At 44.0% G+C, this 14,100-nt stretch carries 10 protein-coding genes; 5 read left to right on the top strand and 5 right to left on the bottom strand.

All coding sequences use genetic code 11. The features are described 5' to 3' along the window. Positions 1-15: 15 nt before the first annotated feature. The 4 genes from WN50_RS34665 to WN50_RS14465 all read right to left on the bottom strand — a co-directional run bounded on the left by WN50_RS34665 (position 16) and on the right by WN50_RS14465 (position 3,827). Positions 16-153 (bottom strand): hypothetical protein, encoded by a 138-nt coding sequence (locus tag WN50_RS34665; RefSeq protein ID WP_160315388.1) that lies wholly within the window; start codon positions 151-153, stop codon positions 16-18. Positions 154-216: 63 nt separating this feature from the next. Next, positions 217-843 carry a cytochrome c oxidase subunit 3 gene (locus WN50_RS14475; RefSeq protein ID WP_046278573.1) on the bottom strand — a complete coding sequence of 209 codons (627 nt, stop codon included), beginning with the start codon at positions 841-843 and terminating at the stop codon, positions 217-219. Positions 844-1,021: 178 nt separating this feature from the next. Next, the gene (gene ctaD, locus WN50_RS14470; RefSeq protein WP_046278572.1) at positions 1,022-2,749 is read right to left on the bottom strand and encodes a cytochrome c oxidase subunit I; all 1,728 of its coding nucleotides are present in this window, start codon (positions 2,747-2,749) and stop codon (positions 1,022-1,024) included. A 109-nt stretch (positions 2,750-2,858) separates the two neighbouring features. Beyond that, the gene (locus tag WN50_RS14465) at positions 2,859-3,827 is read right to left on the bottom strand and encodes a cytochrome c oxidase subunit II (protein WP_200906284.1); all 969 of its coding nucleotides are present in this window, start codon (positions 3,825-3,827) and stop codon (positions 2,859-2,861) included. A gap of 631 nt (positions 3,828-4,458) precedes the next feature. Here WN50_RS14465 and WN50_RS14460 point away from each other — a divergent pair. From WN50_RS14460 to WN50_RS14450, 3 genes are all read left to right on the top strand, one after another. Continuing rightward, entirely contained in the window at positions 4,459-5,400 is a 942-nt protein-coding gene (locus WN50_RS14460; protein WP_046278570.1) for a COX15/CtaA family protein, read from the top strand. 123 nt (positions 5,401-5,523) lie between these two features. Continuing rightward, on the top strand, positions 5,524-6,525 hold the full coding sequence (locus WN50_RS14455; RefSeq protein WP_046278569.1) for a heme o synthase: 1,002 nt from the start codon (positions 5,524-5,526) through the stop codon (positions 6,523-6,525). Between the two features lie 293 nt (positions 6,526-6,818). Next, complete coding sequence (locus tag WN50_RS14450) at positions 6,819-7,772, top strand: NAD(P)-dependent alcohol dehydrogenase (RefSeq protein WP_046278568.1); 954 nt, start codon at positions 6,819-6,821, stop codon at positions 7,770-7,772. Positions 7,773-7,924: 152 nt separating this feature from the next. Here the strand turns inward: WN50_RS14450 and WN50_RS14445 are convergent, their stop codons facing one another. Continuing rightward, positions 7,925-10,192 (bottom strand): dynamin family protein, encoded by a 2,268-nt coding sequence (locus tag WN50_RS14445; RefSeq protein WP_046278567.1) that lies wholly within the window; start codon positions 10,190-10,192, stop codon positions 7,925-7,927. A 380-nt stretch (positions 10,193-10,572) separates the two neighbouring features. On the opposite strand from WN50_RS14445, the gene WN50_RS14440 reads away from it, so the two are divergent. Both WN50_RS14440 and WN50_RS14435 read left to right on the top strand, forming a co-directional pair. Beyond that, entirely contained in the window at positions 10,573-11,622 is a 1,050-nt protein-coding gene (locus tag WN50_RS14440; protein ID WP_046278566.1) for a class I SAM-dependent methyltransferase, read from the top strand. A 138-nt stretch (positions 11,623-11,760) separates the two neighbouring features. After that, positions 11,761-13,941, top strand: coding sequence for a lytic transglycosylase domain-containing protein (locus tag WN50_RS14435; RefSeq protein WP_046278565.1), 2,181 nt, complete (start codon positions 11,761-11,763; stop codon positions 13,939-13,941). Positions 13,942-14,100 lie beyond the last annotated feature (159 nt).

Genomic DNA, 14,100 nt, shown 5'->3' with positions numbered 1-14,100 from the left:
TTAGATAGTCGGCATTCATCTCACCGCTAAACCATTGGCGGTACTCGGCTGCGCCTCGATAAATCCGCCTCGGTTATAGCGGGAGGCCTCACGCCGACATTGAGGTAAAAAACCCGGTTTCTCAAAGAAACCCGGTTTTTGAGGTCTACCCAAAAAAAGAGAAATAAAAAAACCCCTGATGGGGCTAAGGAAAATGAACAAAAGCGAATTCAGGATTTAGAGAATGTACAGCAACAGAAATAGCACAATCCAGATAACATCAACAAAGTGCCAATAAATCTCTGCCGCTTCCGGGCCAAAGTGAGACTCACTCGTGTAGTGACCCGCTTTGCGACCCCGAAACAGAACCCCTAAAATTAACAGCACTCCGAAGGTCACGTGCATTCCGTGAAATCCAGTTAACACATAAAAGGAACTGGCATATACATTCGTCGTCAAGCCAAATTCCAAATTACTGTATTCAAAAATCTGACCAGCCAGGAAAGCAGCACCCATTAGAGCAGTGATGATGTACCAAGTTCTCAAACCCGCCTGATCATTTTTCTTGATAGCAGCCGTGCCTTTATTCATCACAAAGCTACTCGTAATCAGAATCAGGGTATTAATACCCGGAAGTAAGAGTTCCCGTTCGATACCATCAGGGGGCCAAACCGTTGCTTCTCCCCTAAAAATCAGATAGGCAGAAAATAACCCCATGAAAATCATACTCTCACCCACCAGGAACACAATCACGCCCAATAGACGCAAATCAGGATGTTCTTCATGGTGTTCGCCATGAGCAGGTATTTCTTGGGCTTGATAGCCCATAGCGGTTTTGGTGTTGTTAATCGTTGAACCTTGCATGAATCTCTACGACAAATAGGAGTACATATCACCAGTCTTTACAGTTATCAGTTAACAGTGACCAGTGACCAGTGAATGTAGGGGCGGGTTCCGCACAGATGTCTGTCTGTCACAAATAACCTAATACAAACCCGCCCTCAGCATCATCGATACAAACAGTGCTTGCGTTGAGCGGAGTTTACTCATCCAACAACGAAGAAGATTTCGCTTCCGATAGCGGAATGCCCTCTTGTTTACCCCGAGTTGAGCCATTAGCCGCCATTTGTAAGCGTTCACGAATGGCTAGAGTTTTCTTCATGCCATAGTCGTAGGGGCCTGTTCTGAGGACAGGTGTACCTTCAAAGTTCTCAATGGGGGGAGGAGAAGACGTCATCCATTCAAGAGTCAGTCCATCCCAAGGATTATCGGGCGCTAAGGGGCCTTTGAACCAACTCCAAATGGCATTAATCAAGAAAGGAATTGTAGAAATCGTTAAAATGATAGTCCCGATAGAACAGATCATATTGATATCCGCATATTTCGGGTCATACATGGCAACCCGACGGGGCATTCCCTGTAACCCCAGATAGTGCATCGGTAAGAAGGTTAACGTCGTACCAATGAACGTCAAGACAAAGTGAACAATACCCAAAGGTTCGTTGAGCATCCGTCCCACCATTTTCGGGAACCAATGATAAATTCCCGAATAGATGGCAAATACTGCACCCCCAAACAGAACATAGTGGAAGTGAGCCACTACAAAGTAACTGTCGTGAACGTGAATATCAAAAGGTACAGAAGCTAACATAATCCCCGCTACCCCAGCAATTACGAAGGTAGACAGGAAACCCATCGCGAACAGCATGGCACTGTTGAGGCGCAGTTTACCGCCCCAAATCGTCGCTAGCCAACCAAACACCTTAATTCCAGTGGGAACGGCGATGATCATCGTGGCGATCATAAAGAACATCCGCAACCAACCGGGAGTTCCACTGGTGAACATATGGTGCGCCCAAACGATTAACCCCAAGAAGCTAATTGCTAGACTGGAAAATGCGATCGCATGATAACCAAAAATTGGCTTACGCGCATGAACCGGAATCACATCGGAGATCACCCCAAAGAAGGGCAGAACCATGATGTAAACCGCCGGATGAGAATAAAACCAGAATAAATGTTGGTAAACAACTGGGTCGCCTCCTCCTGCTGGGTTAAAGAAGTTCGTCCCAGCCAGTAAGTCAAACGACAGCAGCACCAACGCGCCTGCAAGGACAGGAGTCGAGAGTAAGATTAATGCGGAAACTGCGATCATCGCCCAGCACATCAGGGGCATATCGTATAGGCCCATGCTGGGAATCCGCATTTTGAAGATGGTGATCGAAAAATTCAGCCCACCCAAGATCGAAGCGGTTCCAGCCAGTAGAACACTCATGATCCAGAGTTCTTGGCCGATTTTACCCGAGACCAAACTCAAAGGCGGGTAAGCCGTCCAACCCGCTTGGGGGGCGTGTTCAATCAATAAACTCACCAGCAGCAAGATTCCTGAAGGGGGAACCAGCCAAAAAGCCACAGCGTTGAGTCTGGGAAACGCCATATCTTTCGCCCCAATCATTAGGGGGATCAGATAGTTGGCAAAACCCGCACCCGCAGGCACAATCCACAGGAAGATCATGATCGTTCCGTGCAGGGTGAACAGGCTGTTGTACATTTCCGGGGTTACGAAGTCCGGGTCGGGGGTGGCGAGTTCTGTGCGAATGACACCCGCCATCAAGCCTCCGATTAAAAAGAAGCCGAAAGCGGTGACCAGATATTGAATGCCAATTACTTTGTGATCGGTACTGAAACCGAAGAAGTCTCGCCAGTGTCTTTCCTGATGGCGGTGAGGTTCAGGAAGATTAGCGGTTACATCTAACTGTGCTTGTGTCATAGCAAAAGAAAATGAAAGAAGTTCAGAAGTTCAGTAGGGGTAATTCATCAATTACCCGTACAGGAGTCAGGAAATAGTGAACAGTCAACACTGGTCACTGTAAAACGGTTTAGTGGGGAAGAACTTCTGTCTGGATCTGGGCTAGGAGTTCCTCGTTTACACCCATTTCTTCCGCATAGGGGGCGAGAAACTCTGGATCAGAGAGTTCTGAAGGCTTCACGGCTAAGGTTTGCTCTAAGTTCGGATTTTGAGCAACAGCATTTTCCTGAAGCCAAGCTTGATATTCTTCTGGCGTCTGAACTATCATTTGCGTTCTCATCGCGCCGTGATAGCCGCCACAGAGTTCCGCACAGACGATCGCATAGGTTCCCACTTTCGTTGTAGTAAACCGGAGTTCGGTGTTCATACCGGGGATCGCATCTTGCTTGAGACGCAGTTCCGGTAGCCAGAAAGCGTGAATCACATCTTGGGCGGCGATGTTAAGCTGGACATCTTGACCCACAGGAACGTGCAGTTCACCTGCCATCACCCCGCTATCAGCGTAGTTGAATAACCAAGCATATTGAATGCCGGAAACATCAACGACAACATCGGCGGTTTGACCCATGTCATCGGGACGCGCCCCAATGCCTAAAGCAATTTGATTGGCTTGGGGGGTTGAATTTTCCTCTCCGGGTAGGGGAGCGGCGATCGCTGATCCGTGCATTCTAGCGTGAGCAGCCATCGAATGTTGACCGGATACCATTGGATCGAGTCCACCCATTGAGTTATAGATCTCGAAGCTGTAAATGCCGACAGCTAACACCGTAAAAGCAGGAATGGCAGTCCAGAGAATTTCTAACGACAGGTTGCCATGAATCGGCGGCCCATCGCTGTTATCGCCAGGACGACGACGAAATCTAAAAAATGCAATGACCAGAACCCCCTGTACCAGCAAGGTGAGGCCGAAAGATATCGTTAGCATGAGTTGAAATAAGCTATCGACATCTGTGGCTTCTGCGGATGCCGCTACAGGCATCAGACCGTTATTTTGACCGTACCAGAGGCTGAGGAGCGTTATGACGATCCCAAACAGCATGGTTAAAATTGAACCGGGAATGTTCACTTTGATACCTCCTGAGTTTCGCACTCCCAATGTTTGGTGAACCAGAGATCTGCGATGCAATTGTGCTGACTGTGAATAATGATTTTAGATGAGGGCGCGATCGGGGAAATCGGAATGACAAGAATGCAATCAATAGCAAAATCTGTTCAATTTTTAACCCTAAACCTCACTTCATAAGGTATCGCAGATAACCAAGACAAGCTGTCTTTTTAACGGATTCTTCGACTTTTCTTTAGGATTCCGCCTCACCTGAATCACGAGGCTCGGTGATAATACAAACCCAATTGGTTTTCTGAATTCAAATTAACATTTTCCTGAAAAACTTTTAGAGGACACTTCATATAACTTAACAAGCCAATGAAATCCGAAAACTTTGTAAAACTTTGTTCATCTGCCGATAGTGTCGCTATGGTAGATCAGTAGAATCGTGAATCAAGACTCGAGATTGGATTTGGATCGGTGAATCGATGGGGAACAAGAACAGAAAAATAGCAAAATCAATTCGTTAACCTAAAAAGTCCTCAGAGGAGTTTTGTCAGCAACAAAACCGATTTTGTTGCTCAACCCAAAACATTCATTGTTAATTCAAGCATAGACAGAATTCATGGCTAATACGGTCTTTCAGAACACAAGTATTTCGAGCGAAATTCAGCCCCCAGATCGAATCCGTCGTTTAGTATGGAAACTCAGTATTGCCACTTTAATTTTAATGGCAATTGGCAGTGCAACACGGGTAATGAACGCAGGGCTAGCTTGCCCGGACTGGCCCTTATGTTACGGTAAATTAGTGCCGACTGCTCAAATGAACCTGCAAGTGTTTCTAGAATGGTTTCATCGTCTAGATGCTGCATTAATTGGCTTCGGAGCGCTCGCCCTGAGTGGTTTATCCTGGTGGTATCGACGAGAACTCCCTAAATGGCTGCCGATCGCGGCAACCTTTGCTTTAGGCTTAATTGTCTTTCAAGGGATTTTGGGTGGCTTAACGGTTACTCAACTGTTGCGGTTTGATATTGTCACCGCTCACTTAGGAACCGCCCTGTTATTCTTCACCACTTTGTTAGTGATCGGCTGTTCGATGATGCCCTACAAAGGCACAGGCAATGTCGGAAAACTCCCTTGGGTTGGCTTAACCGCAGCAATATTAGTTTATCTTCAAAGTTTGATTGGCGGCTTAGTAGCATCTCAATGGGCATTACACCAATGTTTCGGCGGCGCCCAACTTTGTACGGTAATGAATAGCCATATTGCAGGCGTTGTTCCTCCCACTTTAGCAACAGTAATTTTGGTGATTTTAGCGTGGCGAACTTCCGCTTTGCATCCCATGCTACGAAACTTAGCGAACTGGGCTGGTATTTGTGTAATAGCTCAGATCGCTGTGGGAGTTGCAACCTTCCGCTTGCACTTGCAAGTTGAACCTTTAACAGTAACTCATCAAGCCATTGCAGCTACATTGCTGGGAATACTGATTGCTTTTACTGTTCTGGCATTTCGCGATCGCCACAGTCAAAAAACAACCCATACCCTAATCCCTTCTAGCAATTTGTAAATCTAAATTCCTAATTGTTACTCAGACCTCATTTCTCAATTCTGATGTACAGATGTTGTTGGCAACCTCTCTACAAATGATTGAGTGACTCCCCATCGAAAAACATTTCACCCGAGAAAATCAATGCAAGAAATTATCAGTAACAGTGCAACTCGACGCCATGAAAATTTCATACAGGTTGTTCAGAGTTACTATCAACTCACAAAGCCCAGAATCATTCTCTTACTTCTGATTACAACATCCGCCGGAATGTGGTTAGCCGCTAAAGGAGAAGTTGATCCCCTCTTACTCGTCATTACCCTCGTAAGCGGCGCCTTGGCTTCAGGTTCAGCAAACACGATTAACTGTATCTATGACAGCGACATCGACTATATCATGGAACGGACGCGCTGGCGGCCTATTCCCTCTGGACGAGTCAAACCCCGTCATGCTTTATTCTTTGCGATCGCTCTAGCGGTTATCTCTTTCTCCTTACTGACTGTATTTGCCAACCTATTGGCAGCCGTATTAGCAATGTTGGGTATTGCTTTCTATGTCGTCATCTACACCCATTGGTTAAAGCGCAATAGTGTTCAAAATATCGTCATTGGCGGTGCTGCGGGTGCTATTCCTCCTTTAGTCGGTTGGGCGGCTGTCACAGGCGATCTGAGTTGGGCGGCTTGGTTACTATTTCTGATCATCTTTTTGTGGACACCCCCTCACTTCTGGGCGTTGGCAATTATGATCCGAGATGAATACAAAGAAGTCGGCGTTCCCATGTTACCCGTTATTGCAGGAGATGAACCCACTGCCAAACAAATCTGGGTTTACAGTTTAATCATGGTTCCCTTTACCTTAATGCTCGTTTATCCCTTACACACCAGTGGCATCGTTTACGCGGCGATCGCAGTCGGTTTAGGAGCAATTTTCATTAAAAAAGCTTGGCAGTTGTTGCAGTCACCCGAAGATCAAAAAGTGGCTCGTTCCCTGTTTAAATATTCCATTCTGTACATGATGATGCTCTGTACAGGAATGGTAATTGATAGCTTACCTGTTACCCATCAGGTTGTTACAGCTTTGGGTGATAATCTACACAGTTTGATGAATAATGCCGTTGTGATTGTATCATCCATCTATAATGGGTAACGCTTAAAAACACAATTGGATACGGTTAGGTTCAGGTAGGCAGTTTGTCTACCTGTTTGTTTGATAACTGATAGAGCAGTGATCGCTGGTATCTTGAGCAGGAGCAAGCCTAATTTAACCACAAAGAACACCAAGAACACCAAGAAAAAGAAGTTGTAAACACGCTCCCTGCTGATTGCTATAACTGAAAAAAACGGGTGAGTTGTCACGGTCAACTGCTCACGCTAAACTGTAAAAACCCACCCCGACAAGACTGTTCCCTATTCCCGATTATCAAGAGTTGAGGACTTAACATGAAAGCTGTTATTTTCAATCAATATGGTTCGGCGAATGTTTTGGAATATCGAGAGATCGACACACCCAAAATTAAATCGGATGAATTATTAGTAAAAATCTCCGCCACCAGTATTAACCCCGTTGACTGGAAAATACGACAGGGAAGCGTACAACTCATTTCCGGTTATAACTTCCCTAAAAAAATTGGTGCTGACTTGTCAGGCGTTGTGGTAGAAGTCGGAGAAGGAGTCACCCGCTTTCAGCCCGGAGATGAAGTCTACACTTTTCTTAACCCGGTTTCTGGCGGTGCTTGCGCCCAATATGCAGCCGTTCCCGCTTCTTCCGCCGCCCTCAAACCTTCAACGATGACTCACGAAGAAGCAGCAGCCGTTCCCATTGCGGGGTTAACAGCGCTACAATCTTTATTTGATTTAGGTCAAATTAGACCCGGACAAAAAGTATTAATAAACGGTGCTTCAGGTGGTGTGGGAACCTACGCCGTACAAATTGCAAAGGTAATGGAAACTGAAGTGACTGGAGTGTGTAGCACCGCCAATTTAGAACGAGTTAAAGAGTTAGGGGCGGATATTGTCATTGACTACACTCAAGTTGATTTTACCCAACAAAGTACAAAATACGACATTATTTTAGATGCTGTTGGAAAACAAATTTTTTCTAACTGTGAAAACGTTTTACAACCTGATGGAATTTATATTTCTACGCTTCCCACGCCTGAAAATATTCTCGCCTCCGTTCAAACTTGGTTATTTTCGGGTAAAAAATCCGCTAAATTAGTATTAGCACAACCCAGTCGTAGAGATTTAGATGCGTTGCGAGATTGGATAGAAGCGGGTAAAATTCGGTCAGTGATTGATCGGGTTTATGCGCTGTCTGATATTATTGAAGCGCACAATTACAGCGAAACCGGACGAGCCGTTGGTAAGATTGTTTGTGTGGTTGAAAGCGATTAAAAATAAAAACCCGGTTTCTTGAAAGTTACCGGGTTTTTGGGTGGTAAAACCGAGAGATTAATTATCTGATGCACCCTACTATGGGTTAAATTTTAGGGAGTTGAAAAAAACCCGGTTTCTCAGAGAAACCGGGTTTTTGAGTCTAATTCGGGTTAAATTTTAGGGAGTTGAAACCCTGTACAACCGTTAACCTGTAAATCTTGATTAATGCTATCAACAGCTTGATTATAAGTGCCAATATTGGCTTCTACTGCGTCTTTCTCCTTTTTAATTTTTATCAGTTTAGCGTGAGCATCCTTTTCTATGTTATGTTCTAGCAAAGCATGAGCATGGTGAAATTGAGCAATAATGACTCCAACTTGTTGATCTGCACCGGGTAAAAGATGAGAGTTAATGGTGTCATTGATAGTAGTCCGAAATCGGTGCATAATGGTGTGATGAACTTTTTTGCGAAAATCAATCTCCAAAAGTTGTCGAACAGCAGGTTCAGCAGTTAACATTCCTTGAAAATCTGTGCTTTGACAAGCTTCATATAGCGTTTGTCGGAGTTGAAAAGCTGGAACGGTTCCTTCTGCGTAAAATAAAGCAGTTTCTCGGATATAGGGTTCGCATTCGGTTCGAGCTTCGTTTGTAATTGCATGAATGACTTTTTCACGCAAATCTTTATCGAGATTTTGACGAATTCCCGCATCATTCCCCAACAATTTTTCTAGCTGTTTGTAATATTCAGCACTGGAGACATTGTGAGTTAATTGATTGAAGAAATTATTCACCAATTGTTGAGAAGATTCAGTTAACACTTTCTTCAGTCCATTGGTGACATAGTAAAACGCTTCTGACAAAATCGCCATCACCGGAACAACGACATTTTCTTCGTGGCTTCTCCTCGCCAATTGATGCGTTTCTTCAACAGAAAAGTTAGCGATCAAACGGTCAAGCTCATCCAGCATATTTCTCTGAATTTGACGATAATCTCGTTCTAAACGATTGTTATTGTTCGTCGCAAAAGCTTCATTGAGTTGTTCCCGAATATGTTCAGAAAAATCTAGACTAATTCGATATAAGTCTTGGCTGAGTTGTTCTAAAGCTTCCTTTTTAATTGTATCAACATCAACGGGTTTACCTGCTAACGCATTCTTCGAGTTAAAGTAATGTTTTATCAATTCATCACAGATGGGTTTAAGATCCTCTGCTAATGCTTGAAAGAGTTCGGGTTTACGTTTGTTAATCAAATAATCCTTGAGTTGCTTTTTAAACTCTTCAACTCCACTTTCTTGAATTAACTTATTCAGCAAATTATCACCATGATCATCGATAATTGCTTTAAACTTTTCGTCGTCAGTGTCAGCAGCAGCAATAGCTGGAGTTATGGGAAAATCAACGCGAGAAACCTTTAGAAAAAAGTATCGATTAAACTCGCTCTTAAATTCATCTGGTACTTGAAATTCAGATTTTTTTAGACGCAAAGAACCATAAAACCCTAACATTGCACTGGTTTTATAAACTCGTTCTTTGTGAAACTCGGAATGAATTACACTTTCTAGTAGTCGATGAAGTTCTGGGTTGTACCATGTCGCATCAATATGATTGAATACATAGAAAATGCGATCGCGTACTCCGGGACTATTGCGAATGTGTTCAATCAGTTTAATTTCCTCTCCTGTTAGCGTTCCATTGATAGCGGCTTTCAATACACAAACCACTGCGGAAGTATCGGGATGAGTGATTTTCTTCTTGGCAATTTCAGCATGAATTAATAGAGGCGAATCTATCCCCGGAGTGTCTACGATAACAATTCCATTTTCTAGTAAGGAATTGTGACAGTAATATTTGATTTGCTTGAAAACGGCTGCATTTTCAAATTTTACATGATGCTTTGCTTCTTCTAAAGTTATATGCTCGATAGGAGGATTACTTTGAATTTTATCTTTGTTCGCTACAAAGCCATCAAGCAACTGTAGAAGTAATTTTGCTTGTTGTTCTTGTTTTAAATCTTTATTGTCCTTTGCTTCTTTCAGTTTTTTTTCGGCTTTGTCTCGTAGGTTTTGAATGCTAGCGGGTTCATCCAAGTCTACACCGTCTGCTAATCCTAAAATCTTGCAAAGTTCGGAAATTTGTTGTCGAATTTCGGTTTTGCTAAAGAAGTGAAGAACTGCTTTTTCGTCATCTTGCTTTTTAGCATATTCAACGTAACATACAGTTCCGGTAGCAACTCCTGGAGAACTGTAGAGCAATTTCCGCTCTAACAACGTATTAATTAAGGTAGATTTACCCGCACTAAAGGTTCCTGCAAAAACGATTTCAAATCGGGGAGAAGTGGCTTTGTGTAGAGAACGTTGAACTGCTGCTGTATCTACAACGATATTTGCTTGAGAGATGAGATTTAGCAGAGCATTAACCTGATTTTCTAAGGCAGTCATTGTGTAACCTGTTGGGGTAGAGTTTTGTTTGAATTTTTCTATAAGTAAGCTACAGAATGCGTCAGGATGATTTCGGAAAATATTGAATTTTTTTTTAGATAAAAAAGATTAGTATGGTTTAATATAATGAACCATATATTGATATTTATATTGCTCGGTACATGGTGTTAAAAAATGTAGGGGCGCTCTTGCTTGCGCCCAAAATAAACCTGTTTTTGAAAAAAACCCGGTTTCGAGAAAGTTACCGGGTTTTTAAGTGTTATCGTAAGTTTTGCGATCGCCAATTTTGTCCCCAGTTGTGAAACGAGTTGACCCAATGGCGGGTCAATGAGGTACATTAGCATCATGGGAACCCCGATGAGATTGAGGATATAGAACTCGTGGTAGCGAACAAGCCGACAACGGTTAGTGATCCATTAGAAAACGCGCTTTTGCTGAAGGTAAAGCGACTCACATCAGCCAAAGGACAGCTCGTTTTACCCTGTGTACCGGCACTATTAGATGAGTATGTAGAACAGTTTCACCGCTTGCTGGTGGCGTTAGGGCAAAATTTCACACCCAGCGAAATACAGGCTTTGCGTCAGCTTGTTCAGAAGAAACTCACAGAAGGATACAACGCTTCACCTCATGCTCGTCTAGTCTTTAAATATGAGCCACCAGAGCCAACGCATGGACTCACCCAAGGGCTAAAATTAACGGTAACAACAGAAATTCTAACGATTGAAAACAAATATCAACGTTGGTTAACGAGTCGTGAGGGGCCGTTGTTTGGTTCTCATCCCGATGCTAAACTGATGGCGATCGCTTCTCAATTGGGATCTGCGGCGACCGCTCCAATTTTAGACGTAGGAGCAGGAGTAGGGCGTAATACTTTACCCTTGGCTCGACTGGGACATCCCGTTGATGCGGTGGAACTCACCCCCGAATTTGCTCAAATTATCGCCAATGGGGTAAAAGCTGAAAATCTACCTGTGCGGGTGGTTCAAAGCAATATTCTCAATCCGGCTCTGAGATTACCTCAAAAATATTATAAATTAGCAGTTGTAGCAGAAGTCATTTCCCATTTCCGCGCACTTGAAGAGGTACGAACCCTACTGAAATTGATGTGCGAAGCTATTCAACCTGGAGGGCTGCTACTATTTAGTACGTTTGTCGCGGCTGAGGGCTTTGAACCTGATGAAAAGGTGCGAGAAATGTCTCAAGTGCAATGGTCTTATCTGCTGACTCGCTCTGAGTTGAATTGGGGAATGCAGGGTTTGCCCCTACAGGTTTTGTCGGATGAGTCGGTGTATGAATATGAACGAACTCATTTAAGTGCCGAAGCATGGCCGCCGACTCCCTGGTTTGAACATTGGGCGTTGGGACGTGATGTTTTTCCCATTCCTAACCCGCCGATGTCTTTACGATGGATACTCTGTCGAGTCAATTAATCCCGTTTAGGCTATTTTAGACGGTAAAAGTATTAAATTTTGCATGGCTGTACAGAAAACTGACCGGAACGTTTTGACCTCAAATCTTTAATAAATCCTCACCTATTCCTGAACATTGACCCCAGAGCAAATTGTATTATGGTTAAGCAACGGATCACTCAATTCGCCCTACTTCTCGGTGCTGCGTCTGTCGCTTTGGCGATTGGCATCTTTTTTCCGATCACGCAGTTACAACGATTTCTACCGTCTCGTGAGGTGTCTGTTCAAGAGTCGAATGACTCTGAGCGGGTGATTATGTTAGCCTCTTTATCTGCGGAAAAACGCCAAGTTGAACTCAAAGACATTGCTGCTAGTTCTAAGCCCTCAACTGAACGTAGTCGGGCGCGTTTTTTGCTGGCGAGTGATCTGATCCAACAAAAACAAGCCGAAGAAGCCATTCCCCTTTTAGCAGGACTTGAACAAGATTATCCCCTTTTGGGCGCTCAAATTGTAATGAAGCGGGCGCAAGCTTATGAACAGATGGGCGATACTGCAAACGCCAAGCAAACCTGGGAAGATTTGTTACAACGTTTTCCTAAAGATCCGACTGCGGCTGAGGCGTTGTATGTTTTGGGGAAAGAAAACCCCGAATATTGGGATCGGGCGATCGCAGAATTTCCGGCTCATCCTCGTAGTGTCGAAATTGCTCAAACTCGTCTAAAAGAAAATCCCAATCAACTGCCGCTTTTATTAATTATCGCTGAACATGGCATTTACTTAAAGGACTATGGGACTTATTTAGAAAAGCTGGCTCAGAACTACACCGGCCAACTGAAGCCGGAAGACTGGGAAAAGATCGCGTTTGGCTATTGGGAAAAACAGGATTATGGAAAGGGCGCATTAGCTTATGCAAAGGCTCCTCGCACGCCTCGCAACCTCTACCGTCATGCACGGGGGTTGTGGCTGGATGATAAAATTCCCGAGTCGCGCAAAGCCTATGAACAACTGATCCAAGCGTTTCCTGATCAACAAGATCCAGGCGGTGAAGATGCGGGTTTTGGGTTAATTCGTTTGGCTCGGTTGAGCGATCGCCTAGATGCGGTGAAATATCTCGATCAAGCGATCGCTCGTTTTCCGGCTCATCGTGCCGAAGCGCTCTATGATAAGGCAGAATTGCTCGATCAACTGGAATCAAAACAGTCGGCGTCTCAAGCTCGACAAATGTTGTTAAAGGATCATAGTGAGTCGGAACCTGCGGCGCAGTTGCGCTGGAAACTCGCGGAAGACTATGCAAAAGCGGGAAACATCAAAGAGGCTTCTAAATGGGCGAAGGAACTTTCAACGAAAAATCCGGATAGTGAGTTAGCCCCAGAAGCAACATTTTGGATCGGGAAATGGGCGCAACAAATTGGCAATTCTCAGGACACCAAAAAAGCGTTTGAATATTTGTTGGCGCGTTATCCTGATTCTTATTATGCTTGGCGATCGGCTGTACATTTAGGTTGGCCTGTGGGAGATTTTACCACTGTTCGTCCGCTCAATCCTCATGTTGAATATCCGGAAACTCATCCGGTTTTGATGGCGGGTTCTGATGGGTTGAAAGAACTTTATCAACTCGGAAAACATCAAGAGGCTTGGAAACTTTGGCAGGTTGAATTTGCCAACCGAATGCAGCCTTCTATTGAAGAACAGTATACGGATGGTTTGGTGCGTTTGGGTGTGGGGGATAATTTAGAGGCGCTTTGGATGTTGTCGAGTTTGAGTCAGCGCGATGAACCTGAAGAACGTCAGAAGTATTTGAAGTTAAAGAAAACGCCGGAATATTGGCAAGCGTTGTATCCTTTTCCTTATCTCGAAACGATTGTGAATTGGTCACAGGAACGTCAATTAAATACGGTTTTGGTAACGGCTTTAATTCGTCAAGAATCTCGGTTTATGCCTGGGATTAAATCGGTAGTGGGGGCAACGGGTTTAATGCAAGTGATGCCGGAAACGGGCGAAGAAGTTGCAAAACAGATTCAACTCACCAATTATTCCTTGGAAAATATCGAGGATAATGTGAATTTGGGAACTTATTATCTGGATTTTACCCATCGAGAATACAATAATAATTCGTTACTGGCGGTGGCGAGTTATAATGCTGGCCCGAATGCGGTTTCGGGTTGGTTAGAGCGATTTGGTTTTCAAGATGCGGATGCTTTTGCTGAAAAAATTCCCTATCCTGAAACCTATGGTTATGTGAAGTCTGTGTTTGGCAATTATTGGAATTATTTGCGGATTTATAATCCTGATATTGCGGCGATGATGGAAAAACACGCGGCTGACTATAAGCCGAATTAAGGGTTTATCGATGTTTGATCTTAATTGTCGGGTGCATCAGAGAAAAAGGTTCAAGGTAGAAGTGTTAGATGTTGTATCTGATGTACCCTACTACTGAGAGAGGGTTTAAAAGTCGAACTCAAATTGTATTTTGACCTCTCCCCCAACCCCTCTCCAATC

Source organism: Limnoraphis robusta CS-951 (genome assembly GCF_000972705.2).
The sequence above is the reverse complement of the archived record's forward strand: the minus strand, read 5'-3'. Positions and strand labels throughout refer to the sequence as shown.